This window comes from Segatella copri, from assembly GCF_019249795.2.
Classification (GTDB): domain Bacteria; phylum Bacteroidota; class Bacteroidia; order Bacteroidales; family Bacteroidaceae; genus Prevotella; species Prevotella copri_B.
The window spans coordinates 1-25,956 of the sequence record NZ_CP156893.1 but is presented as its reverse complement, the minus strand read 5'-3'; the positions used below and the strand labels follow the sequence as shown (position 1 = coordinate 25,956).

Sequence of the window (25,956 nt, the reverse complement as noted above, 5' to 3'; positions counted from 1 at the left end):
CTGCAGAGAATCAGGTATTCTGCCCACCGCAGCAGCCAGCTAGTATCCATTAAATATATAGGAGATTCATATATATAGGAGACTCATAAAAATGAAAAAAGATTCAAAAGGAAACCAAGCCAAATATGTAGAACTCAATTTGTTTCCTGAGGAGATAGAGGATCATCAGAAAGACTCTGTCTCCTCAGACAGTAAAGAAAACCATACTTCTTCAGACAAAGAGTATGATTTGACAGATCTGTTTGAAAGACTTTCCGGGTCAGCTTTCCGCAGCCGTTTCCATCTCTCGAAGAAGGATAAGGAATATATTGCAGAAAAGGGATTGGCTACCATCCGTAAGCATGCGGAGGATTTCGTTGCCAAACGTCTTGCTCCAGCAGTGATTCCCAATGACGGCAAGCAGACACCGATGAGAGGTCATCCTGTATTCATTGCCCAGCATGCTACCGGCTGCTGCTGCCGTGGTTGTTTCTTCAAATGGCATCATATACCTACCGGAAGACAGTTGACAGAAGAAGAACAGCAATATGCAGTGGCGGTACTTATGACCTGGATAGAAAAACAAGTTTGAAAAGGAATTTCTTTTTCCTATAAAGGCTAGAATTTTCATGTCCAAAACTCTTCTTCGCCAGTGGGTTGCATCTTGCTCCCGCACTTTGGGCAAGTATGCATATCCCACCTGTGAATCCTGTCAGAACCACATCTTAGACATAGCCTTCCTACAAGAGAATTAAAACTAGATGCAGCATCACCAATTACTCCACCCACCACAAGAGGTACTATGTTTCTGCAGCCAGGACAAGACATGGCTTCGATATGCTGTCCCATGAAGCCACGTCCCTCATATACTTCTGTCTCGTACCCACAATCCTGGCATCTGAATATCTTCTTTTGTGACATAAATAATCTCCTTTCTTACCATTTTAACACCCAACTTGCATTGGATATCTTGCCAATCTATACCATCATCGACATGATAGAGACTGCAGGATAACCCATAATATAATGAAGCAAATAGGTTCGATACTTCATTATATTATAGATTAAGCTTAAACCTTTTTTTAAACATAGCCATCTCTCTAGCTGGGATTTGAAGCAGAGTAGCTAAACTTTCCCATTGACTAACTGCTGCTTGAACCTCTTGGATGATGATTTCAGCTTTCTCCCTCTTAATCATGTAGCTTTCAGATGAATCAAGCAGAATATTGATGTCTGCCTTGTTTGAAGATTCATTTATCAGAAGACTCTGATATTCATTAAGGGTAGGATTCATATCATAGGTTGGTGATAGAGTCCAGCCCTTTGGTGTGAGCAGAAAGCCATGGTTTCTGAAGTGGTCATCAGAATTTCCAATGCAGATGTTGAAGACAACCCTTCGGTAGAGTTCCAGAAGATTTTTCTCTACGTCGCAGCAACCTTGGAGTATGAAATCAACAATATCGAGATAACCATAACCACCTTGTGCATTTTCACCATCCTTTAATCCTAGCAGAGACATGGATGACGCAAAATGGATTCTCTTAGCTTCTGTAGTTCGGTCAAAGCGTTTAGACAGGAGTGTGTGATATTTTCCCAATCCTCCCAACACCCTGGTTTGAGCTACCAGGATACCAGCCTTTTGAGCTAGCAGGTGAGAAAAATGCTCCCAAAGTCCTGCGTCATAGTCATCTTTTCGAGAAGGAAACTTCGCGATGCATAGATTACCTTTTTCATCCAATACGCCTGCTTTAGGTCTTGCGCCACCCAATGAAGTACCAGGTTGGATGAGCTGCGCTATCCATTTTTTCTCAGGCAAAACATCATTCTCTTCAGATCTCTCTACTTCTTGACTGGCATGAACCAATTCTCTAATCTCTGTTAATGGGGTATCTTGAGAGATGGAGACACATTGATATAATCACCTTCCATTTCCTTCTTAAACCTAAATCCACCCATTCTGGAGGAGTCATCGATGCCCATGAGATAATCGAATGAGGAAAGAGGTCTGACTGCTCTTTTTTCTTCAGCGGCCTGTATCTGTTCTCTTCTTTTGAGCAAGGTACGTCCCCACCTATCTGGCAAAGCATCAGAAAAACATCCGAAAATATCACTTCCTGGCTGGGTATATTGCATGCCTGGGTAATTGTTGATGTCTTCCGAAAGCTTAATTCCGGCATGAACCTTAAGCCAATTCTCATCAAACTTAAATGCATAACTGCCAGAGCCGCGCAATTTTTCATAGCACAACTCCCCTACCAGCTCCCCTTTGCCGAGCCAGTTAAAATCAGCGAAAACAAACAGTCGTTCCATTCCTATTCCTTTTTAGATGCTCGTTGACGATGCTTCAGTCCCATATCCTGCAATGCCCTTCCGAGTTTGTCATCCTTTGCCAGGAGCAAGATGTCATCATCCAGCTGAAGAGCATAGAGTACACGAAGGTAAATTCCGATGGAGACCGTTGGTAATCCCTTCTCTACCTTGCAAAGTGTAACTTCCGAGCATGTTGCCCTTTCTGCAACTTGTGCCATGCTCAGGTTGCGCCGTAATCTGGCAAGCTTAATCTGCTCACCCACGATTTCCATCTTTTGAATCAACTTCCTTGGAAGTTTGTTTGCCATTGTATTCTTTGTCATAGCTTTAATCTTAATTATAATATGAAAAAATACATAATTTACTTCATTATAAGATGGGTTATCAAGTTTTTTTAAGAATAATTAGATGTATTAAATTAAACGCAGAAATCTGCCGGCATTACTGCCAGCAGACCTCTGCGTTTTAATTATATTGAAAATCAGATATTTGTTACTCTGAAACAGCAGCCTGTTCTATCTCTGTTGACTCCTGCTGGGCGTTCTTCTGTGGAGTCTCCTGAACCTCAGCTGGCTGCTCAGATTGGGTTGTTTCTACAGACTCTGCTGTTGTCTCTGCAGGAGTCGCCTGCTCTGTTGAATTCTCTGCACCCGCCTGAGGCAAAACAGGTGTGCTGATCTCTGCTGAATCCTTTGGAGTTTCAGGTGCTACAGTGTCAACTGGAACTACTTCTGAATTATCTATCATCATTTTGCTTGATGCAAATACGTTACTTACTGAAACCATTACCATAGCTGCGATAGCTGCAAAAACGAACTTCTTCATAATCTTATCTATTTTAAATTGTTACTATTTATTGTTATTTTCTCTGTTTTGGGATTCATTATCGAACCCACTATTCATGGTTGCAACCTGCATGCCAAAAGATAATAGAAAAGATGATAAGCTTGATATACAGAGACTTATAATTTGTGTGCCATAAATTGCCCCTGTGGAATTTTGGGAAAAAGTGTAGAACTATTCCCCAAAAAACTGGGGAATAGTAAGATTATGGAACCACGTAATATCATCTATAGCAATAATGTTTCCTTCGATTTAAATATTCCAGGTCTTCTTGGTGAGCATAGGCTTCCTTTTCAAACCTGATGTTGTAATATGCCCACATCCAATTCTGATATCTGAGAAATAAGAAAAACCATTCTATGATGTACCAGAGGTAGAATGGGATATACAACAACTCCCTTGCTTGAGCCGTATGTATAAGCTCATGGTTGAGTTCTTCTTTAGAAAGCTCTTCGCAAGTAACAATTATGCCAAAGAGATTGATTGCAATGAAGCTTTTCATGAAGGAACGTCTCTTGATTCTGATAATCCTAGTCATCAGCCATAAGATTGTAGAGTTCATCGAGGAAGTTAATCATCATGCTACCATTGCCTCTAGACAGGGAAGCTGTCCTTTCTCCGGCAATTTCCATGGCTTTCATGGCATGAAAAGATGCTTCCAGAGGATCGGAGTTCACAGCAAGGAATGCCCCAACGATACCAGTGGCAGTACATCCCATTGCAGTAACCTTGCTCATCATGGGATGTCCTTCATGAACATAAGCCATTCTTTCGCCATCCGTGATGAAGTCTATGGCTCCAGTTACAACTATGATACAGGAAAGTTGCTGAGCCAGTTTCTTAGCCTGTTTCTCACCTCATAGGTTTCCTGGTGACTATCCACTCCCTGCATGCCTATCTGGTGAGAGTACAATGCCTGAATCTCACTGGCATTTCCCTTGATGACTGCAGGTAAGCGGCTCCGCGTTTATACCTTGCCCTTTATCGTAAAAGTTCTTACCTTTGCACCATAATTTTAAAAGCAACGCAATTATGAGAGCAACAGAACGTTATGAGAGGGCATGGAATGCCTTCCAGATTCATTTGAATCATAATCCAAAAGCCAGTTTGATTCCTTTTTTAAAGGAACGGCATGTAAACCATCGCTCGATGCATAGATGGATGTCAGAGAAAGGTTATTCTGTTAGGTTAGCCAAACAACAGATTCGTCTGCTTCAGGCCGAAGCCCGTAAGGAATGTTCCGAAGCAACAGCCAAGGACACTGGGATGATGTTCCTTCCCATGGAAATGTCATCCGATTCCGTCTGCCCGGAAAATTATCTTTTCGGCATAACCTTAACCTTTCCCAATGGAACGATAGTCACCATCAAGAAAGGTAGTGCCAAATCAGTCATGCATCTGATGAAACTTTACGAGAAGGAGGACTTGCTATGTTTGGATTAAACGAAAACACCCAGTATTACGTCTGCCAGCGATATGTCCGAATGAACATGGGCATAAATGGCCTGTACCAGATTGTGAGGACGGAGATGGAGCTGCCGCCACTCGGTGGTGCCGTCTTCATCTTCTTCTCAAAGAATCGCCAGCAGGTAAAAATGCTAAAATGGGATGGCGACGGTTTCTTGCTGTATCAGAAGCGACTGGAGCGAGGAACCTTTGAATTACCATTCTTTGATCCCCAAAGCAAACAATGCAAAATGCCGTACAAGACGCTATCTGCCATCATGAGCGGAATTTGCCTGAAAAGTATGAGATATAGGAAACGGCTTAATCTATAGGCGCATAAGATTATATTTAATGAACTGTGTATCAACAAGATAGAAAAATAAATATCTAAAAATCCTTGCATATCTCGATATTTTTTCGTACCTTTGCACTATGAAAAAGGACGAAATTATAGTACTTTTAAAGGAACAGCTTCAGCTTGCAAACGAACAGCTTCAGCAAGCTAATGCTACGGTGAGTTCGTTGACTACACAGGTCAGCGAACTCATTGAACGTATAAAGTCATTAGAAGAATTACTCGTCCAGAAAGGAATCGCCATTGACAAAGCGAATCGTCAGAACAAGGCACTCGGCAAGCTCGTTTCAGGCAAGAAGTCCGAACGTCAGGAAAAGAATCCACAAGACTCGATGACCCAGGAGGAATTTGACAAGAAGAAAACAGAGCAGGCCGAAAAGAGAAAGGCACGCAAAAACAACGGAGCCAAGCGTGACATGCATTACGAGATGAAAGAGGTGCATGTTACGATAGATCCAGTCATGGATGCAGAGTTTTTGAAGACGTTGCGTCTCTTCGGAACTCGTACCTGTATACGTTACAGCATGGAACCCATCAAATTCATCAAGACCGTGTATCACATCAACACTTATACTGATGGAAGTATCATGTATCCGGGGAAAACTCCGCCGGCTCTGTTGTTGAATTCTTCCTATTCACCTTCCTTTGCAGCAGGACTCCTGCAGATGCGATACATCTATTCCATGCCGGTAGAGCGAATCATCAAATACTTTGCCGACAATGGGTTTACGTTAAGGAAAGCCACGGCAAACAAACTGATTGCCAGAAGTGCCGATGTACTGGAAAACTTCTATAAGGCTATCTGCCAAGTAGTGTTGCAGCAGGATTATGTCTCGGCAGACGAGACATACCATAAAGTGCTGTTAGCCAAGACAAAGCCTACGGACAAGGGTTCGAAGAAAGGCTACTTCTGGGCTGTAAGTGCGCCTAAACTGGGACTTGTCTTCTTCGTATATGAGGATGGATCACGCTCTGAGCAGGTCATACTTAACATATTCTCTGATTATAAAGGTACCATACAGAGTGATGCATATGCTCCTTACCGGAAACTGGAGTCGGATGCTTATCCTGACATTATGAGAATCGCCTGCCTGCAGCATGTCAAGAGAGATTTCATCGACTGCGGCAAGGAAGACAAGGATGCTCAGGAGGTCGTAGATATCCTCAACAGATTTTATCGAGAAGACAAAAAACATAAGGTTGGGGTAAATGGATGGACCGTTGAAGACCATCTAGCCTATCGGCAGTCATATGCACCGGACATTTTGCAGGATTTATTGGAGAAACTGGAGGAAATATCTTCCAGGAAAGATTTGCTGCCCAAGTCTACCTTGGCGCAGGCGGTCGGCTATGCCCTTAATGAATATAATGCCATTTGTGACATCTTCAAAAGAGGTGATACGGCTCTCGATAACAACTATATTGAGAGAATCCAGAGGTACATATCACTATCAAGAAGAAATTCAATGTTCTTTGGCTCGCACGAAGGAGCAGGACGTGCGGCTATCCTATATTCCATCGCCATCTCATGCAGACTGAATGGCATCAATCTGTTTGAATACATATGCGACGTAATAGAAAAGACTGCAGAATGGCAACCAAATACTCCATTAGAAAAATATAGAGACTTACTTCCTGACCGATGGAAAAAGCAGCAACAGCATTAATTTAATCAGCTGTTACTGCTTTTTTTTGAATTATGCAAGGTATAAACGCGGAGCCGCTTACGTTAAAATTAGATTTTTTATACTTCTCTACAAATTTACCAAAAACATATTAAAACAATTTAATTTTCAACAAAAACATATTAGATTCATTTTTTTATCAGTATCTTTGCAGAAAATATGAAACATATAGTAATGGTATTTAAAAATGCACTTATATTGGATAAACATAGATGTAATGTTCCCCATTACATCCTCAACTGTAGTCTTCGGAAATAATATCTATCTTGCTTGAGATAACATATTATTAACGAATTTAAATTTACATGGGTTTAATCATTTTATATTTTTTAGGTGCTCTGTCACTATCCTTTTTATGCTCCGTCCTGGAGGCGGTATTACTTTCTACTCCGATGTCGTTTATCTCGATGAAGGAGAATCAAGGCAACAAGACTGCCTCACTGATGAAACAGTATAAGAACAACGTAGACCGTCCGGTGGGTGCCATCCTTTCGCTCAATACCATCGCTCACACCATCGGTTCTGCCGGTGTAGGAGCCGAGTCAATGAAACTCTTTGGCGAAGAATACTTCGGCATCATTTCCGCCATTCTCACTCTGTTGATTCTGGTACTTTCAGAAATCATCCCGAAAACTATCGGAGCTTCATATTGGCGCTCTCTTGCCATGACATCTACCAAAATCATCCGTGTGCTCATCTTTATCAACTATCCTTTGGTACTGCTTTCGGAACTTATCACTAAGGTATTTACTCCGAAGAACCACCAGGCTTCCGTGAGTCGCGAGGAGGTATCGGCCATGGTAGACGTAGGTACTACAGAAGGCATCTTCCGTGAATCGGAAAGCAAGATCATCAAAAGCTGCATTCACCTGGCAGGAGTAAAGGCAAAGGAGGTGATGACTCCATCCATCGTAGTAGAATCAGCCAACATGAATCTGACTACCAAGGAGTTTTACGAACAGAAAGAATGGAAATTCTCACGCATTCCCGTTTATGACAACAATAAAGATATCATTGTGGGATACGTATTGAAAGATATGGTTCTCAAATTGGTTTCAGACGATGAGTTCCAAACCAGATTATCCGAACTGATGCGTCCGATTCTTTCCTTCAACGAGGATGAATCTCTATACCAGATATGGGAAAAGATGTTGGAAAAACGAGAACACATCTCTATCATCGTGGATGAATACGGTTGTCTGAGAGGAGTGGTTTCCATGGAAGACGTAATCGAAACGATGACTGGCGTAGAAATCGTGGATGAAGACGATGTGGCTGTAGACATGCAAGCCTTGGCTAAGGAAAAATCGCGTATGATGCACCAAGGTGTTGCTTCTGCCATTCCTGGCAGTAAAGCTTAATATTTACAGAACATTGCATTTTAACAAGAGAGGGTGGGTCATGGAGTTATGACCCACCCTCTCTTATTTATCCAGGAAATATCGCCACCTTGATGACTCCATCCCTGCGGTTCTCGAAAACATCGTATGCCTCTTCTATTCTTGAAAGCGGGAAACGATGGGTAATCAGAGGAGTGGTATCTATCTTTCCCTGGGATATCAAATCAAGGATTTCCCCACAGTCACATCCATCCACACCTCCCGTCTTGAAGATGAGGTTCTTGCCATACATATCAGGAAGCGGAAGCATCTGCGGCTTGTCATACATCGCAACGATGGTGACGATGGCATTAGGACGGGCACACTTCCAGGCAAGCTGGAAGGTATCAGGTCCACCTGCAACCTCCATCACCACATCAGCTCCCCCATGCAGACTATGTTGTTTGACAAATGCCTCACAATCCTCCGGTTCAACAACCATCACCTGCGGATAATGGTTCTGGATGAACTCTCGCCTATCCTTTGATTTCTCACAGACGATGATGTTTCTCGGATTCTTGAGCAAGGTGCAAAGCAAACAGCAGACACCCGTAGGGCCAGCACCGATAATCAAGACAGTATCCTCTTCCGTAATTTCAGATATTCTCGTAGCCCAGAATCCAGTAGCAAGGATGTCGCCAACGAAGAGTGCCTGCTCATCGCTTACCGAATCAGGAATCTTGTTCAAGCCGGTTGTAACATAAGGAACCCTCACATATTCCGTCTGCCCGCCATCGATTCTGCATCCCAGTGCCCATCCGCCATGTGGAGATGTACAATTGTTCACGTATCCATGCTTGCAATAGAAGCATTCTCCACAGAAGGTCTCTACATTCACGGATACTCTGTCTCCCGGCTTCACATGGGAAACCCTCTCTCCTACTTTCTCTACAATGCCTACCATTTCGTGGCCAATAGTAATCCCCGGTACTGCGCGAGGCACAGAACCATGCTTGATATGAAGATCACTGGTGCAGATACTGCTCAGCGTTACTCTTACGATGGCATCATGCTCATCTATTATCGTAGGCTTCCCTTTTTCTGTGAAGCCAAACTTTCCTTGCTGGATATATGTAAATGCTTTCACCTTAATTATATATATAAGTACATTAGTGTCCAATAAAAATTGGACACGTTAATTAATTAATCAAATAGTCCCTTAAAAAGGGGATAATCGAGTTCTTTGACATCGTTGAAAATAGTCTTATCAAATAGATCTCTTAGGCGGGTTTTGTCCGTCAATGAAATGCTTAGAATCTGCAAAACTTCATATGTCGAGCGTTTCAATTGCATATCATGGTGCACAATAGCCACGAGACAATAAGTGATAATGGCAACACTAATCTGTATGCGTACAGCATTCTTCGTTGTGTCCCAGAATCTCTTTATCTTAAGATGCTGCTTTAGCCATTTGAAAAATAGTTCAACCAACCATCTTTTTTTACATTCTTTGGCATTCTTCGCTTCCATTTTACCATTTTGTACTTCAAGTTCGTTTTGGCTCTGACTACATAGTAGGAACCTGTAAGATGAATCTTATAAAGTTCCTTGAAAGTATCATAAGCCCTATCGAAAATGTAGTAACTATTTGGTTCATACGTAATTGAAGACATTGCTGTAGAATCATGCTTTGATGCTGTGGTCACAGTATAGAAAGCTGGAACTTGTGCTTCTACGTCATATAAGACATGTGCTTTGACTCCTCCTTTCTTACTTCTGAACTTTGCCCATGGAAAAGTTGCAAGACACAACGGAATAGTTGTCGAATCAAAAGCATACTTCTTTCCTGGTATATTCAAAATGCTGGTTTCTCGCTTTTTGCAAGCTTCCTTCATCATATAGAATGCAAAGTCTTCGAAAATCCTGTAATCACGAGTCTGATTGGCATAAGCAAGAGTTGCTTTTACGATAGTATTACGTCCAAGCCCCAGATGATATTGCGTAGCTCGATGAGCTTCCAATGCAACTATCAAGTCACGTAAACTCTCACGATAGCTCAGTTGCCCAAACATCATTGCAAGAAGCTGGTTCCAGCAAGTGAAGTGTTTCACGTATCGGTTGCCATCATACTTGCGTACGTAGTTGTTGAACTGAGTTCTATTCAGAAATGCAGTAAGTTGAACGAAAACATATTTGTCTTGAAACATAGTAGCCAATTCTTTTTGGCTGCAAAGTTACAAAATCAAGTCCGTTTCATTGCAAAATACTGCATAAAAGACTATAATTCAACAGTTTCAAAGATCGAATTGCCCTTTTTTATTGGACAGTAGTGATATAAGTATTATTATTCACGTGTAAGCGGCTCCGCGTTTATACCTTGCCCTTTATCGTAAAAGTTCTTACCTTTGCACCATAATTTTAAAAGCAACGAAATTATGAGAGCAACAGAACGTTATGAGAGGGCATGGAATGCCTTCCAGATTCATTTGAATCATAATCCAAAAGCCAGTTTGATTCCTTTTTTAAAGGAACGGCATGTAAACCATCGCTCGATGCATAGATGGATGTCAGAGAAAGGTTATTCTGTTAGGTTAGCCAAACAGCAGATTCGTCTGCTTCAGGCCGAAGCCCGTAAGGAATGTTCCGAAGCAACAGCCAAGGACACTGGGATGATGTTCCTTCCCATGGAAATGCCATCCGATTCCGTCTGCCCGGAAAATTATCTTTTCGGCATAACCTTAACCTTTCCCAATGGAACGATAGTCACCATCAAGAAAGGTAGTGCCAAATCAGTCATGCATCTGATGAAACTTTACGAGAAGGAGGACTTGCTATGTTTGGATTAAACGAAAACACCCAGTATTACGTCTGCCAGCGATATGTCCGAATGAACATGGGCATAAATGGCCTGTACCAGATTGTGAGGACGGAGATGGAGCTGCCGCCACTCGGTGGTGCCGTCTTCATCTTCTTCTCCAAGAACCGCCAGCAGGTAAAAATGCTAAAATGGGATGGCGACGGTTTCTTGCTGTATCAGAAGCGACTGGAGCGAGGAACCTTTGAATTACCATTCTTTGATCCCCAAAGCAAACAATGCAAAATGCCGTACAAGACGCTATCTGCCATCATGAGCGGAATTTGCCTGAAAAGTATGAGATATAGGAAACGGCTTAATCTATAGGCGCATAAGATTATATTTAATGAACTGTGTATCAATAAGATAGAAAAATAAATATCTAAAAATCCTTGCATATCTCGATATTTTTTCGTACCTTTGCACTATGAAAAAGGACGAAATTATAGTACTTTTAAAGAAACAGCTTCAGCTTGCAAACGAACAGCTTCAGCAAGCTAATGCTACGGTGAGTTCATTGACTACACAGGTCAACGAACTCATTGAACGTATAAAGTCATTAGAAGAATTACTCGTCCAGAAAGGAATCGCCATTGACAAAGCGAATCGTCAGAACAAGGCACTCGGCAAGCTCGTTTCAGGCAAGAAGTCCGAACGTCAGGAAAAGAATCCACAAGACTCGATGACCCAGGAGGAATTTGACAAGAAGAAAACAGAGCAGGCCGAAAAGAGAAAGGCACGCAAAAACAACGGAGCCAAGCGTGACATGCATTACGAGATGAAAGAGGTGCATGTTACGATAGATCCAGTCATGGATGCAGAGTTTTTGAAGACGTTGCGTCTCTTCGGAACTCGTACCTGTATACGTTACAGCATGGAACCCATCAAATTCATCAAGACCGTGTATCACATCAACACTTATACTGATGGAAGTATCATGTATCCGGGGAAAACTCCGCCGGCTCTGTTGTTGAATTCTTCCTATTCACCTTCCTTTGCAGCAGGACTCCTGCAGATGCGATACATCTATTCCATGCCGGTAGAGCGAATCATCAAATACTTTGCCGACAATGGGTTTACGTTAAGGAAAGCCACGGCAAACAAACTGATTGCCAGAAGTGCCGATGTACTGGAAAACTTCTATAAGGCTATCTGCCAAGTAGTGTTGCAGCAGGATTATGTCTCGGCAGACGAGACATACCATAAAGTGCTGTTAGCCAAGACAAAGCCTACGGACAAGGGTTCGAAGAAAGGCTACTTCTGGGCTGTAAGTGCGCCTAAACTGGGACTTGTCTTCTTCGTATATGAGGATGGATCACGCTCTGAGCAGGTCATACTTAACATATTCTCTGATTATAAAGGTACCATACAGAGTGATGCATATGCTCCTTACCGGAAACTGGAGTCGGATGCTTATCCTGACATTATGAGAATCGCCTGCCTGCAGCATGTCAAGAGAGATTTCATCGACTGCGGCAAGGAAGACAAGGATGCTCAGGAGGTCGTAGATATCCTCAACAGATTTTATCGAGAAGACAAAAAACATAAGGTTGGGGTAAATGGATGGACCGTTGAAGACCATCTAGCCTATCGGCAGTCATATGCACCGGACATTTTGCAGGATTTATTGGAGAAACTGGAGGAAATATCTTCCAGGAAAGATTTGCTGCCCAAGTCTACCTTGGCGCAGGCGGTCGGCTATGCCCTTAATGAATATAATGCCATTTGTGACATCTTCAAAAGAGGTGATACGGCTCTCGATAACAACTACATTGAGAGAATCCAGAGATACATATCACTATCTTTTACCTTTGCACCTGGAAACAAGTTTAAACGAATTGGTTAACGGGTGTTAAGGTGAACTGTATGTCACTCTAGAATATCACTATTTTTTGATTCAGTCCTTCGCCAAGCCAAATGTTTTCTTGTTTCCATTTAATGCTAAAATGTCAATAATATGGATAAGGAACTTTACTTTGGCGTAGATGTCTCCAAGAAGACTCTCGACCTTGCTTATTATGATGGTGAAACCATCGACTGGAAGAATGCTCATATTAAGGTGAGCAATGATGATGCTGGGTTCAAAAAGATTGGCTCCTGGGTCGCAAAGGTAGGAAAAGACTTCGATACCTTTTTGTTCTGTATGGAATATACTGGACTCTATAACCAAAACTTCAGATTATGGCTGGAATCCAAAGAATATATCTATGGTATGGTGGAACCTCGCAAAATGCATCGCTTCGAGCCAGACTTGGATGATGACCAGCGCTCTCTAGACCGTATCAAGACTGATGAACTGGATGCTTTCAGAATAGCAATCTATTGTGAGCAGAACCACAAGAAGATTCTTCGCAATCCCTCCAAACTTCCTTCACCTGTCTATTTCAAGTTGAAGAGATTGCTGGCAGAGCGTAAGCAGAACACCAAGCAGTCAACTCTCTATAAGCAGCAGCTTCATGATATCAGCGCATACGATACAGACTTATCCGTTGAACGCAAGAAACTCCTGCTGAAGAACATGCAGGAAAACCAGAAAGCAATAGACAAAGAGATTGACAGCTACATGAATGAAGATACAAGCATCAGAAAGAATTACAATCTGCTGACCTCCATTCCTGGCATTGGTCGCATCATAGCGTTGGAAACCATTGTATTGACGGAAAATTTCACTGCAATCAGCAATCCTCGCAAATATGCCTGTTACATAGGAATAGCCCCTTTTAAAAAGGAATCTGGTACCTCAGTAAGAAAGAAAACGGGGGTTTCCAAGAAAGGCTTTTCTGAAGCCAAGGCAGACTTATCCATAGCTGTCCTTTCCGCCATAAGGAACAATCCTTCAATAAGAGACTATTGGATACGCAAGAGAAAGGAAAAATGCGGTGGCATCGTGCTCAATGCCGTCAAGTTCAAGCTGGTCCTTCGTATGTTTGCCGTGATAAAGCGTGGAACACCATATGTGGAGACAGATGCATATAAGAACTAAAATGCAGCAAAAGTGAACTATCGCACTTCTTAGAGCATAACTATTTCCCGACTAAGTCTTTTGTCTGCGTTTTTTTCACTACCTTTGCCGGAGCATCTGAAATGGAAGGAACTCCGGACGGGGGTAGTGAACTATTTTGTCTTAGACAAAGACCTTTCCCTGATCTAGTCTCCCCAGCCTGAAATGCCAGGTCAAGTGCCGTTTAGGGAATTAGCCGTGGAAGCTTTTAAAAGATGTGGCTTACCCTGACATAGAGAGCTCCTTCCTACAAAATGCGGTACAAAGGTATGAAAAATAAATCATTTATCGGCATCGACATCTCAAAAAATGTCATTGACGTATCAATTTTCTGTGAAGAAACCCCAATTAAGGACTTTTCTCACGATGTATTCAACAATTCCCGCAAGGGATTTGGCGAAATGTGCACATGGCTCAAGAAGAATCATGTGGTTCTCTCGAACAGTCTCTTCGGAATGGAGTTCACCGGCAGCTATTCCATGGAGCTGGAGAAGTTTCTTAATACCAGGAACTATCAGTTCTGCATGCTCTCCACCCATGTGGTAAAGCATTATCCCATGGGGCCCAAGGACAAGAGCGACAAGATTGACTCTGCCAAGATTGCAGACTTTCTCTATCGCTATAATGGTACTGAATGTGTCAAGCCTTATAATATGCCTGACAAGACCATGCAGAGACTCAAGGCACTGATGAATGAGCGTAAGTTCCTGGTGGAACAGCGTACATGCTTCATGAACAGAAGACAGCTATGCATCACAAAGGAAGATGCCCAGTTATATGATGGCTACATCAAAAAATTCAGCCGTGACATTGAGAACATCGAGTTGGAAGAACAGAAGTTGCTGGCTACAGACGATAGCCTCTTGTCTACTTACAAGAATCTTCTGACAATACCGGGAATAGGCTTCGTCAATGCCATAAATGTCATTGTCATTACCCGAAACTTTACCGCTTTTGAAACAGCAAGGCAATATGCCAGTTATGTCGGCGTGGCACCGCACTTCCGCACTTCAGGCACCAGTGTGAAATGGCGTCCCCGACCTTCAGCACGCTGTGATGGTCAGGCGAAAGCAGATCTATCCATGGCGGCCACAGTTGTTGTACAATATGATGCAGAGTTACAATCATTTTATAACCGTAAATTAGGAGGTAAGCAAGATTCAGACACAAAACGCAAGGCATTGAATGCCGTTAAGTTCAAACTTGTTCTCAGAATGTTCGCTATAGGTAAGCAGAACAGAAAATGGGAACCGTTGGATTCAAAGAGCAGCAATGAAAAACTTGCAATATCATAAGTCCGAAACAAGTGAACTATAGCAGTCTGTGCTACTGCCATTTAGAGTCTTGTAAAGACACAAACACGGATAACTAATTAGGAATCTAGCCACACGCTATTAAAAGAACGAGTTCCGTGTTGATTTGTAACAGAAAAATCATTTTTGACCATTTCTGCTACCGATATTTTAGTGCCTGTATGTTCCAAAATACCTCTTTTGTATTTATTAACACAAAAAGTTGCTCAAAAATTTGGCTATGTCTTAGGAATCAAGAAGAAACTCAATGTTCTTTGGTTCGCACGAAGGAGCAAGCCGGGCGGCTATCCTATATTCTATCGCAATCTCATGCAGGCTGAATGGCATTAATCTGTTTGAATACATATGCGACGTAATAGAAAAGACTGTAGAATGGCAACCCAATACCCCATTAGAAAAATATAGAGACTTACTTCCTGACCGATGGAAAAAGCAGCAACAGCATTAATTTAATCAGCTGTTACTGCTTTTTTTTGAATTATGCAAGGTATAAACGCGGAGCCGCTTACATTCACGTTAAATCATGCTGCGAAGTTACAAAAAACATTTTAATCATACAAGAAAAAATACAGATTCTTTCTCACCTTTTGACCTGTAAACTATTAAAAAGTCTGTCTGTTTTTACAAGTAAGACCATTTTTTGTGTTTTTTCAGCAAACAAAACCATAAAATATACTCTGATGTTCAAATAGTTAGCCAAAAATTTGGAGAATAGAATATTTTTTCTTACCTTTGCAAATGAAAGATTTGAATTCAATATTTTTACAAAATATAGCATGTATCAAGATTTAGATTTTACTGATAACAATTACTATCAGGAAGATTATATAGATTCGCCGGTTGATGATTTCGACTGGATGCCTAATTTATTTGCCAAGCTCGCAAATCACCTGCGAACTTCAACTTCTGCTGATGTTATCAGACTGGGAACCATCGGCTGCATCAGAAACAATGAGCCGGGAGATGATTCACTTCTCCAATGGGAAGAAGTAGAAACAATGCGTCGCTATATAGATAGCGTTAACAGAGGCTTGGGTGCACCAGAAGATTCCACACTCCAGCAGTTGCTCCATTCTACAGAATGGACTAACTATGGTATTTTTACCATGAACTTTATCTCGGATAAGAACCTCGACTATAAAGGAATCTGTGAGGTTGAAAATACAAATCTCTCATACGCCAGCATGGCTTTTTTAATTGCTCTGGTAAAAGGGATGAGTATGATTAATCTTAAACATCCTTCAGCAAAGGGAGAAAACAATCATATTTTCACATACGTAATTCCAAGTCAATTCTCCACCTTTTCCTTTGCTTCATTCCTCAATGTGGCCAATACACGTCTCGCTAACAAAGAAGATATTTCTGAACAGGAGATTGAAGAGTTGACCCAACTTGCTTTCAAGAGTCGCTACTGGAAACAAGAGACCTCACTCAAGAGTGAAGACAGCGAGTTGTTCATCTATGTCCTCAAGAACATCATTTCGGAAATTCTAGGACTGAAGCTTGACATCAATGCGGAATCCTTTGCCAAACAGGCAAAGAAGGAAGAGAAAAAGACCGCCACTCCAACTGTAGATAACCATAAGAAAAAGAAGAAGGAGAAGAAGGAAAAAGAAAAGACTATCCTGAAAGATAATTCCAAACCTTCTTTGGCATCTACGATGGTAAAAGTCTTAACAGAGGAGTCCCTCCCGCAAACCAAAGAGAGTCTTATTGATAAGACTATGCAACTCTATCCTACTCTCAAGATAAACTGTTTCAACACCACCCTATCAAGACTCCATAAAAATGAAGTTCTGAATTATTATAATGGTGGACTGATTGGAATAAAAGGCAAAAGATACGGAAGAGGCTACAAGATAATTAGCCGTTTACATAAACATAAGGAAACAGATTAAGGCTAAATTTTGTGCCAAGAAAATCCAAAGGCAAAAAGACCATTGGGCTTTCTTGGCACTATTATATAATACTGTAGCAACAGTTAAGAACAAACCTTGACACAGTTTAAATTACACCCCCTAGCAACAACTAACGTTTGAGACGCTGCTGACGTCCCGGCTTCATCATCTTCATTGCCATGCCGAAACACCTCCTTCTGAAGTCCATATCATTTTCATCGTCTCGTTTACCCCATCCGGTTCCTGGTCCTCCACCGCCACCGCAGCTTTGAGCTATCCTTGTAGCTGCATTCAGATAACCCAAATATAAGGATGCTGCAACCGAACATAGATTTGCAGAATTTTCTGCTACATTTTCGATAAGTGAGCCATCGAATATTTCGCCAACTGTCCTATCCAAGAAATCTCTTTGGCTCGGAGATAAAGAGTTTCGAAGTTCACCATATTTAGATAGACGACTTTTCATATCAAGTGCTGCCATGTGAAAACCGAGTGAGCCAAATTCATGGCTGACTTTAAGATTCACTTTCGGAGCAATCTCTTTGTATTTCGCTTTAATCACCTGATATTTACCTTCTGCCTTTGCCGTTTTTTCTACAGCCAAAGCAGTTTTCTGTTCTTCTGAACTTCTCTTTTCTTCGGCTTCATGGGCTTTTGCTTCCAATTCTGCCTTCCGTTGTTCCGCATCATGGAGCTTGCTTTCTGCAACTTTTAGCTTATCTGCCTTGTCAATTATTTTCTCTTCTGTTTTCTTGATTTCGGCATTAATTTTTGAAAGTTTGCGGTCTGCCTCTTCCTTAGAAATCTTTCCTGCAGCAAGGTCTCTATTGAACTTTTTAATCTCCTGTTCTAGGTCTGCCTTATGAGTTTCAAGGTTCTTGATCATCGTAGCTAAAGCCTTCAGACGAGCAGCAGAGTGCTTGATTTCCCTGCTAAGTGAAGCAATAATTCCACGCTGATTGGTAATCGTTGAATTTTGCTGTTCGATGGTTTTGATGTTTTCTCGAACCTCTTCTTCCTTCTCCTGAGCATCCTTCCAGAGTTTCCTGCGATACCCTTCTGTAGTACGATGAACAGCACCGGTTTCCTTGATACTATCCCCTCTCTCCATACCATACTTCAAACCTACCTCTTCTGCATATTCGGTATGAAGAGACTCCATGTACTCTACTAAAGCTTCTCTAGTATTAACACCTTTAGTAAATATCTTTTTGAAAGAGAATCTATTTTTCTCCGTAAGAGGCAAAACCGTACAATGTACGTGTGGGTTCGCTTCGTCCAGATGAACGACAAAAGCAGCTATGTTCTGTTCTCCGAATTTTTTACACATGAAGGCATACGCATCTTTTGCCCATGCTTCAATTTCCGGCATTCTCTTCAAGTCAGAATTGTCGGCTCCATGTTCCCAATCCACCTCCTGATTACCAAAAGCCAGGTTTCTCATTACCTCTCGGTTGCCACCCAAGATAAAGTTTGCGACAGTCCTGTACTTTGGATCCAGTCCCTGGTCAATGTATTTTTTGTTGGGGTTTACAATGCCACGTGAATCCAAATTTTTCTGTATTCTCTGGTTGATGGTTTTGAACTTATTTACTTCTGTCACTACCCCACCTTTACCCACTTCGAAGTTCAGATGTTCTCTTGAAGGGTCATAATTCCATCTGGCTTTCTGCGCCCTTTCGCAATCATCTAAACGGCGAAGGTGTTCGTTGCCTTGTGAAGACGAGAACCCTTTACTGGGTCTCATATCAATAACGTTTTTTGCTCCGCTCATGATTATCTATTTTAAAAAGAAAGGTTCTTAGGGAAGTATTCCCTGAGCCTAATACCCCCACGGCTTGCCGCACGAATGTCAAAACGTTTTACTTAACGTTTTTGGGGATTTCAGGGTGTTTTTCTAAAACCCCGTATTAGGCTACAGGGATGTAGTACATTCCCCTCTCATGCGCAAGCGCATTTGTAAAAGAACCTTACTTTGAAATTATACTTAATTTGTTATGTGAATAACTTTGTTTTTCCAGAAGAGATATGTGGCAAGGGCGAAGGGAGCTGTAAAAGCTTTCTCTGAGCCATCTTGTCAAGTTCTTCTTTACTAAGACTCATAACTATAATGGTCGGATTTACTGAGACCATTTTAGCCGAGAGAATCTGTTTGATATCGATTACATTCATTTGTTGAAGAGACTTCAAAAAAGAGACAACTGTCGGACGAGTCCATTTCCAGTCTTTGCAAAGTTGAGAAATGTAGTTGCGTTTCAGTTCTCCTTTTTCAAGACCATCAATATGCCGGGATAGCAAATATCTAAAAGCCTTGATTCTCGAAAAACGCTTTGGACTCACTATTACGTAATCATTGCCCAAAAAGTCCATTACCTCAAAAGGAATATGTATTGAGTATTTCTTTTCGATTGGAAGCCTAGTTTCGATAACGTTGCTTTGAGCTTTTTTTGCATTAATGATGTCTCTGAATCTTGTTTTATTTTGGTGTTCCATAAAATGACTAAATATTTACATATTAAAATGATAATAAATAAATGTAACATGAACATATCACGCTGCATTTCGATAAATCTCGTTCCATTCTCGAAACTCTCTTACAACGTGTCTGAGAGATTCTTTAGAACCACCCTGTCCATGTCCTACGAACTTTGGAAAAATAGCTCCTGCGCCCAATGCATTCGGAACCAATCAGGAGCCTTCCATCTATCAGGATGAGAGTAACAGAAACAGCTGCCGATAATGAAAATATAATCTTCTTCTGATTCAAACAAGTAAGAACATTCTCAGCTATACGATAGTTGAAAAGCAGAAAGGTACATAACAGATTTACCATTATCAAATTGTAAGGAGTTTGCGATGGGAGAAAAAGTAGATTTTTCTCCCACGCATTCCAAAGACAACTGCCCATTCCGGCTTTATCCATTTTCAAGAATGAAGAAGCTTCTCCAATCAAATGATTTGCTCTAACTGCAGAGAGGGTTGTTTCGTAATCAACATACTGAACAGCCAAAAGAACCATCACAAAAATAAGTGTAAAAAGTTTTCTTGCGCTGATGCTAGTTTTCATCTTTTCGTAGTACCACGAAAGAAAGGATACTACTTTCTTCCCGACAGAATCATATAAACCAACACATACCTTCAAGGTGGTCTTATAAATTGGTCCATCGACATTTTCATTTTTTCCTTCAAGGCAACAAGCTCCTTCTTGCAGCCTTCTACAACATCTACCGATGTTTGAAACTTCGGATGGCTATTGCGTCTGACCAGGAGAGATGCTATAGCCATCATACCCAATAAATGATTTTTTATCTTCATATTATTTCTAATTAATTATAAACCGCTGCAAAAGTATAAAATTTTGAAATAAAAATGTATCACGATTCGATATACCTTTGAAATTAACATTTGCAAAACACGGATAAGATACATATATTACTAATAATAAGGCAGTTAACAAATATACAGATAAAAACCTGCGCCCTCAATCGTCGGATCCGATCGAGGGCGCAGGTTGAGGTCGAGGACTTGGAGAAAACCAATCTGAGTGTCGGCATCGACTTGGGCTTGAAGGCTGTGCAATAATGGCGTCCATCGGTAGGAGTGAAATCTGTCTCCTTGATTTCTCCATTTATGCTGACATCAAATCTTGCATCTTTAGATGAAGCTTCTCCATTGCTTCTGGCAAGAAGATTAGGCAACTGGGTTGCTGGCTTAGTAACATCAGCCATCAACAATTCCACTTGATATTCGCCTTTTGGTGCATCTATCTTATATTCCAAGTCGCCTTTACGCCAAATCTGATAAATAGGTCCATCAATCGTATTCTGTATCTCAGATGTGGTACTTTTGTTTTCTCCTCCTATATATCCCCATGAGCCTGCCTTATAGGCTTGGTCTGGCAGTGGATTGTACCAGATATTCATCACATCTTCTGTATTACCATCTTTCCTGCCAGCATCGCCAGTGAGCTTCTCACCAAAACCTTTTGCTTCTAACGTTGAACTTCCGAAAGGCAATACTACATCAAAGACTGCAAGGCAATTTTCTACATTCTTCTTTCCACAGCTCTTGCCATTGACGAAAAGTTCCACTTCCGGCTCCCCACTCCGAGATGATCATCGGCTTCCTAGGATAGTTCTTGTACTGGTCTTCACACCAGCGGTCGAAACCATTCAACTCTCCCTCGTACAAGCCATGATAAAGATTCCAACCTACCACATCTACGAGGTTCAAGCCTATTCGTTATAAACATTGTCATATTGAAAGCCATCACACTCTTTCGCGTAGCATCTTCTTTCTTCAGAACCTTTTCCAACCGCTCAGCAAGTGCTAATGTACGCTCCTTGAAAGCTGGCCATTCTTTCGTGCAGGTCATGGAGTGCAGAGCAGTATTTCATTCATGTAGCCCCAGTTGATAATACTCGGATGGTTAAAGTGTTGCCGGATCATTTCCCGCAGATTACGCTCGCAATTATCTGCATAGCCTGGAGTGTCGGGCACAAGATCTATTATAGGAATTTCCTCCCAAGCCAACAAACCAAGCTCATCACAGGCATCCAGGAGAGCATCATCTTGTGGATAATGGGAGATACGGATATAATTGCTGCCCATTTCCTTCAACAGACGGATGTCGCGACGGTGCGGGGCTACACCTACAGGTGCCTGATCCTGATGACGGTTGAAACCACGCAACTTGTAAGACTTCCCATTCAAACAGAATCCCTTCTCGCCATCGAATGAAAACCAGCGGAATCCTACCTTATGGGATTTCTCGTCAATGGCTTTTCTTGTTTTTGTGTCGACAAGCGAAGTTACCACCTTATATAATATAAGTGTCTCCGGAGTCCAAAGCTCAGAATTACTGATGAGCTTAGACTGTAATTCCATGCGCCTGGTTTCGCCGGCTTTCAGAGTCACTTTTTTCTTGAAAGTTTGCAAGAGTTTTCCATCAGGCGCAAACAGTTCATTCCTGACCTCAAAAGTTGATGGTTCTGGCTTCACGTTGGGCCATGACTGGTATAACCATCATAGAACTTGTGAATGCGGTGAGAAATTACCTTTTAAACAAACAATTATCCAATGTACTAAAAGTCAAAATGTACTCGGTCGCCCATTGCTCATAGTCTCGGTCCCCGTTCCTCATCACGTCAGTCTCTTACTAAAATGTTTCTTACTTGAAAGCAGTTCAATGACAAAATAATAACCTAAAAAAGAAACTTACTTGTCGTTTTTCCGACAATTAGTCAATTCTACAATTAGGCAATTAAGAATTTGATTCTCTATAAGGATAAAACCACATTTCTGTTTACCTAAAATCATAAAACTACGCATAAACCACAAAACTGTTTACCAAAAATCACTGCATTTTGTAGCACAAACCACTATTCTATTTACCTAAACCACTAAACTGTTTACCAAAAACCACTATTTTGTTTACCAGAAACCACAAAACTGTTTACCTATCCTAGTAAAAAGCAGTTGCTCCTTTTTAGGTAAACAGAAATGTGGTTTTTACCTAGTAAAATTCATGAGAAAAACAGGTAAACAGAAATGTGGTTTATGAGAAAAATCGATGAACGTTCTGCCAGGTAAACAGTTTTGTGGTTTTTAATTTCTTATTCAGTTGCTACTAAAGAAAAAATCAAAAAGTCTAGACAACTCCTTTATGCGTTTTACATAACATACTAATATACTGATAGTTATACACATTTTCAAATTGTATTCAGGTGCCTGATTTCAAATAGAATAAGATAAAAAATAGTATCTTGTCAAGATAAAAACCACAAAACTGTTTACCAGAAACCACTATTTTGTTTACCAGAAACCACAAAACTGTTTACCTAAGAATAAAAGACTGATATAAAAATGATATAACTTATTACATATCAAATTATAACATGGGATTTGGTAAATAATTAATATAACCTCAAAATGGAATGAATTATATACATGACATTTCAGGTAAACAGTTTTGTGGTTATGATGATAAGCCATTCTTAAAAGCAGGTAAACAGAAATGTGGTTTTACATATCAAAAAGAGGAAGTACGGTACTCCCCTACTTCCTCTTCTGCTTTCTTGTTCTGCTCAGCCTCTATAGAATACAGGCATGAATGAACCGACACAGTCAAAAAATTCTTGTGCCAGCCTTTCAAGACCCAATGTTTTCAAAGCAGCAAAATCATCATCACTAGCAGCAATACAGAATCTGTCATTCTTGATTCCTATGAATTTGCATCTGCCCAACAGGGCTTGCTGACTGGTATCCTGTACCATCGAAATAAACTGATTCCATTGCTCAAAACCTTGAGTCGTGTCTACTTCTATCTTCTTGTCAGGATTCTGATATACATGCGCAAAAAGATCTCCCTGCTGTATGGCATCATCAGATGTTTTCTTTCCCCTATTACGGTTTATTTTTTCATTCAGACGACGAGCAATATCTGCATCTTTATCTCCGATATGATTGATACCTACATCCGTCCGCTTGATATGGAAGATAACATATTCAGGATCACCCTTATGCTTTCCGTTCCGATAAATAAAGTCTTCTTCAGAAAATTCATCAAATACGATATCTGTCTCACTGCGACTAGCCATTCTGTTGAGATCTTCCCTTACCACATCGAGTACCTGTTTTCTGAATTGCGAGAATTTAGGATATTTATTCATCACAGGCTCCCCCTTGTCGTCAAGCAGAATATTGCCATGTTCATCAAGTTCTACCAGACCCAAATACTGTTTCATCGGCAAAAACCCAACCTTAACATCCAAGCTCTTGTCTAGTCCCATCTGACGAAGCAGATATATATAGAGTCGAGGTGTATTCACCTTCTTGGAATATTTAGCAATCATGGAGATATGGTGAATATATCCCTGACGCATGTCAAAAAGGCTCATGGTGAGTTTTGGATCTATCTCAAGTATTACTTCACCCTTGATGCGTTCTACTTTCTCACCATCGCTCTTTGTATAGCCTTTCTGCGTTGTCGGAATCTCGATGTTTGAAAATACGTGCTGTATCTTCTCTGTCTTGCTATCCGTCTTTACACGCACCGACAGGTTGAGGATATCGTTCTTCAGCGTATCACGCAGATTCTTATAATTATGAAACTCCGTTGATACCTGAAAATCCTTGATGTCTATTTTGATGGGCGGAATCTCCATAACAGCATGCTCTATTCCTTTCTCGAAAAGATAGTCGGAGCGTGCATCTCCAAGCACTCTCTTCTCGGTAAAATACTCTTCAACATACTTCTGCAGATGGGTACTTGCAACCATCAATATGTTTTGTTGCAATAATGTATATTGCTTATCCAATTTTGTCAGCGAAAAAGGTGTGTTAATCCACACCAGATTCTTGTTTCCTTTTGGTTCACTCATATAAAAACCACATTTCTGTTTACCATAAACCACAAAGTTGTTTACCTAAAACCACTTTTTTATTTACTTAAAACCACATAAATATTTACCCGAAACCACCAAGCTATTTACCATAAACCATATTCCTATTTACCTAAAACCACTTTTCTATTTACCATTTCAAACATAACTCATTATTAATCAAACTATTATACTCTCTGTAATAAATAAGAGATATATAATTTATTATAAAGAATAATCTATAATTATCATTCTTTTGGTAAACAAAAATGTGGTTTTTGTAGGAACTTATACCTTATTTTTAAGCTTAGCGCTTTTTTAGGTAAACAGTTTTGTGGTTTTCACCCTTTTAATAACTACTTTTTGTTTGCTTACTTTTTCAAGTAATCCATCAGGATATTGTAGAGCAGGTTTTCCTGTGGGATATCATCTGAGAGGCATTTCATCTTCAGGAGAAGGAGTTCTTCCTTGTTAAGATATGTAGCCACACTCGTTCTAGTGCGTCTTTCCTCTGCAGTCCAGTAACTTTTTCTCTTGCGACCACCTTTAGATATATTTTTATCCTCTTCGCTTTTTGCCATTTCTGTGTTTAATAAACTTGGTCGGTCGTTCATACCCATATTTTCAAGAGACTCACCAATTTCTTCTAAATTTCTTTTTGCTACAGCCATAATTCTTATATTTTATAAGTTTATCTTCTTTTGTTTTATTATTACATGTTTCAACCTACCCTACCAAGATTAGATTTTGATGTTGAACATGCGCTTGATAGCAATTTCGTAATCGATACCTGTACTTGAGTAAGGTGCATATTCGAATATGCTTTGTCCGTGTGCCTGAGCTTCCAGGAACTTTACAGAGCGTCGGATACGGCAAGGCAGAATTAAGTCGCCATGTTTTTCGCCTAAAAGTTTGCTCAACTGCTTAGTTATCTTGGTTCGTTCATCTACCATAACTGGCAGGAGTCCAAGTAATTCCAAATTATCGTTCATGTGGAACTCTTTCACTTCATCCATTACGCTGAGTACTTCACTTACTCCCTTGACAGATAATGCTTCCATCTGTACAGGAATCAAAATCTTGCTTGCTGCAACCAAAGCATTATAAGTGTTCTTGGAAAGTGCTGGAGGACAGTCGATGAAAATGTAGTCGAAATCATCAAATACGTTTTTCAGTCCTTCTCCTGTCATGTCATGGCAATCGTTGTCTTGCAAGCATCCCAGTAATACCGTGTAGCTCTTCATCTGTTCTCTCAGTGAAGGGCCTCCAGGAAGGTGTTGTTCTATATTTTCCATCTGAGCAGATCCTGGAACTGCATATACCCCATTTTTACATTTGTAGACTGGCACACCACTCTGTTTGCACATGGCGTTGTATATGTTATCATTTTCGTTATCTCTCACTCCGAAAAGCGAAGAGAGGTTGCATTGTGGGTCTAAGTCTATTACCAGAACCCTGAGATTGTGATTCAACCGGACTATGCCAGAAGCCAGAGACTGCACAGTAGCCGTCTTGCCTACTCCACCCTTGTTGTTCACTACTGCAACAATTTCCTGTAGTTCATGTTTCAT

Annotated in this window: 25 protein-coding genes and 3 pseudogenes; 12 read left to right on the top strand and 16 right to left on the bottom strand. The window is 40.9% G+C overall.

Translation table 11 applies throughout. From position 1 onward, the window contains the following. The first annotated feature begins 91 nt into the window (after positions 1–91). Complete coding sequence (locus tag KUA48_RS15170; RefSeq protein ID WP_118256040.1) at positions 92–571, top strand: DUF4186 domain-containing protein; 480 nt, start codon at positions 92–94, stop codon at positions 569–571. A 35-nt stretch (positions 572–606) separates the two neighbouring features. On the opposite strand, the gene KUA48_RS15165 is transcribed toward KUA48_RS15170, so the two are convergent. The 6 genes and pseudogenes from KUA48_RS15165 to KUA48_RS15140 form a co-directional block, all read right to left on the bottom strand. Continuing rightward, on the bottom strand, positions 607–900 hold the full coding sequence (locus KUA48_RS15165) for a hypothetical protein (RefSeq protein ID WP_228112271.1): 294 nt from the start codon (positions 898–900) through the stop codon (positions 607–609). 136 nt (positions 901–1,036) lie between these two features. Further along, positions 1,037–2,289, bottom strand: a pseudogene (locus tag KUA48_RS15160) (type II toxin-antitoxin system HipA family toxin). 2 nt (positions 2,290–2,291) lie between these two features. Next, a complete protein-coding gene (locus KUA48_RS15155; protein ID WP_218433290.1) occupies positions 2,292–2,612 on the bottom strand; it encodes a helix-turn-helix domain-containing protein in 321 nt (106 codons plus the stop codon). A 169-nt stretch (positions 2,613–2,781) separates the two neighbouring features. After that, a complete protein-coding gene (locus KUA48_RS15150) occupies positions 2,782–3,114 on the bottom strand; it encodes a hypothetical protein (RefSeq protein WP_153072944.1) in 333 nt (110 codons plus the stop codon). A 548-nt stretch (positions 3,115–3,662) separates the two neighbouring features. Continuing rightward, positions 3,663–3,926, bottom strand: a complete 264-nt coding sequence (locus tag KUA48_RS15145; protein ID WP_287549599.1) for a hydroxyethylthiazole kinase — start codon at positions 3,924–3,926, stop codon at positions 3,663–3,665. 14 nt (positions 3,927–3,940) lie between these two features. Next, a complete protein-coding gene (locus KUA48_RS15140; protein ID WP_118155214.1) occupies positions 3,941–4,045 on the bottom strand; it encodes a hypothetical protein in 105 nt (34 codons plus the stop codon). Positions 4,046–4,164: 119 nt separating this feature from the next. On the opposite strand from KUA48_RS15140, the gene KUA48_RS15135 reads away from it, so the two are divergent. From KUA48_RS15135 to KUA48_RS15120, 4 genes are all read left to right on the top strand, one after another. Further along, positions 4,165–4,575, top strand: coding sequence for a hypothetical protein (locus KUA48_RS15135; protein WP_153112472.1), 411 nt, complete (start codon positions 4,165–4,167; stop codon positions 4,573–4,575). After that, positions 4,563–4,910: an IS66 family insertion sequence element accessory protein TnpB gene (tnpB, locus tag KUA48_RS15130; protein WP_117588063.1), complete on the top strand. Its 348-nt coding sequence runs from the start codon at positions 4,563–4,565 to the stop codon at positions 4,908–4,910. The genes KUA48_RS15135 and tnpB (KUA48_RS15130) overlap by 13 nt, the downstream gene beginning before the upstream one ends. A gap of 100 nt (positions 4,911–5,010) precedes the next feature. Beyond that, entirely contained in the window at positions 5,011–6,600 is a 1,590-nt protein-coding gene (locus KUA48_RS15125) for an IS66 family transposase (RefSeq protein WP_369503346.1), read from the top strand. A gap of 323 nt (positions 6,601–6,923) precedes the next feature. Then, positions 6,924–7,979 carry a CNNM domain-containing protein gene (locus KUA48_RS15120; RefSeq protein WP_119228329.1) on the top strand — a complete coding sequence of 352 codons (1,056 nt, stop codon included), beginning with the start codon at positions 6,924–6,926 and terminating at the stop codon, positions 7,977–7,979. A 67-nt stretch (positions 7,980–8,046) separates the two neighbouring features. On the opposite strand, the gene KUA48_RS15115 is transcribed toward KUA48_RS15120, so the two are convergent. Continuing rightward, complete coding sequence (locus tag KUA48_RS15115) at positions 8,047–9,084, bottom strand: alcohol dehydrogenase (protein ID WP_218433787.1); 1,038 nt, start codon at positions 9,082–9,084, stop codon at positions 8,047–8,049. A gap of 56 nt (positions 9,085–9,140) precedes the next feature. Next, a pseudogene (locus tag KUA48_RS15110) lies at positions 9,141–10,144 on the bottom strand (IS4 family transposase). A gap of 228 nt (positions 10,145–10,372) precedes the next feature. On the opposite strand from KUA48_RS15110, the gene KUA48_RS15105 reads away from it, so the two are divergent. The 7 genes and pseudogenes from KUA48_RS15105 (at position 10,373) to KUA48_RS15075 (ending at position 17,003) form a co-directional block, all read left to right on the top strand. Next, on the top strand, positions 10,373–10,783 hold the full coding sequence (locus KUA48_RS15105) for a hypothetical protein (RefSeq protein ID WP_144021577.1): 411 nt from the start codon (positions 10,373–10,375) through the stop codon (positions 10,781–10,783). Further along, positions 10,771–11,118: an IS66 family insertion sequence element accessory protein TnpB gene (gene tnpB / locus KUA48_RS15100; protein WP_117588063.1), complete on the top strand. Its 348-nt coding sequence runs from the start codon at positions 10,771–10,773 to the stop codon at positions 11,116–11,118. Before KUA48_RS15105 ends, tnpB (KUA48_RS15100) begins: the two co-directional genes overlap by 13 nt. A 100-nt stretch (positions 11,119–11,218) precedes the next feature. Next, positions 11,219–12,637 (top strand): transposase, encoded by a 1,419-nt coding sequence (locus KUA48_RS15095; protein ID WP_369503260.1) that lies wholly within the window; start codon positions 11,219–11,221, stop codon positions 12,635–12,637. Positions 12,638–12,748: 111 nt separating this feature from the next. Beyond that, a complete protein-coding gene (locus KUA48_RS15090) occupies positions 12,749–13,774 on the top strand; it encodes an IS110 family transposase (RefSeq protein ID WP_218433791.1) in 1,026 nt (341 codons plus the stop codon). A 287-nt stretch (positions 13,775–14,061) separates the two neighbouring features. Continuing rightward, complete coding sequence (locus KUA48_RS15085) at positions 14,062–15,087, top strand: IS110 family transposase (RefSeq protein ID WP_181993552.1); 1,026 nt, start codon at positions 14,062–14,064, stop codon at positions 15,085–15,087. A 250-nt stretch (positions 15,088–15,337) separates the two neighbouring features. Next, a pseudogene (locus KUA48_RS15080) lies at positions 15,338–15,553 on the top strand (IS66 family transposase); the annotation flags it as partial. Positions 15,554–15,881: 328 nt separating this feature from the next. Continuing rightward, on the top strand, positions 15,882–17,003 hold the full coding sequence (locus KUA48_RS15075) for a hypothetical protein (RefSeq protein WP_118155157.1): 1,122 nt from the start codon (positions 15,882–15,884) through the stop codon (positions 17,001–17,003). A gap of 130 nt (positions 17,004–17,133) precedes the next feature. Here KUA48_RS15075 and mobV read toward each other — a convergent pair whose 3' ends face one another. From mobV to KUA48_RS15035, 8 genes are all read right to left on the bottom strand, one after another. Beyond that, complete coding sequence (gene mobV / locus KUA48_RS15070) at positions 17,134–18,777, bottom strand: MobV family relaxase (protein WP_301331854.1); 1,644 nt, start codon at positions 18,775–18,777, stop codon at positions 17,134–17,136. Between the two features lie 221 nt (positions 18,778–18,998). After that, positions 18,999–19,496: a hypothetical protein gene (locus KUA48_RS15065; protein ID WP_218433694.1), complete on the bottom strand. Its 498-nt coding sequence runs from the start codon at positions 19,494–19,496 to the stop codon at positions 18,999–19,001. A gap of 905 nt (positions 19,497–20,401) precedes the next feature. Then, on the bottom strand, positions 20,402–21,094 hold the full coding sequence (locus tag KUA48_RS15060; RefSeq protein ID WP_287821441.1) for a malectin domain-containing carbohydrate-binding protein: 693 nt from the start codon (positions 21,092–21,094) through the stop codon (positions 20,402–20,404). After that, on the bottom strand, positions 21,027–21,236 hold the full coding sequence (locus KUA48_RS15055; RefSeq protein WP_147468812.1) for a hypothetical protein: 210 nt from the start codon (positions 21,234–21,236) through the stop codon (positions 21,027–21,029). Before KUA48_RS15055 ends, KUA48_RS15060 begins: the two co-directional genes overlap by 68 nt. Before the next feature lie 138 nt (positions 21,237–21,374). Beyond that, a complete protein-coding gene (locus tag KUA48_RS15050) occupies positions 21,375–22,004 on the bottom strand; it encodes a glycoside hydrolase family 2 TIM barrel-domain containing protein (protein ID WP_334649368.1) in 630 nt (209 codons plus the stop codon). Positions 22,005–23,089: 1,085 nt separating this feature from the next. Continuing rightward, on the bottom strand, positions 23,090–24,385 hold the full coding sequence (locus KUA48_RS15045) for a RepB family plasmid replication initiator protein (RefSeq protein WP_218433696.1): 1,296 nt from the start codon (positions 24,383–24,385) through the stop codon (positions 23,090–23,092). 371 nt (positions 24,386–24,756) lie between these two features. Beyond that, entirely contained in the window at positions 24,757–25,056 is a 300-nt protein-coding gene (locus KUA48_RS15040) for a hypothetical protein (RefSeq protein ID WP_006848167.1), read from the bottom strand. A gap of 69 nt (positions 25,057–25,125) precedes the next feature. Beyond that, a complete protein-coding gene (locus KUA48_RS15035) occupies positions 25,126–25,956 on the bottom strand; it encodes a ParA family protein (protein WP_118066514.1) in 831 nt (276 codons plus the stop codon).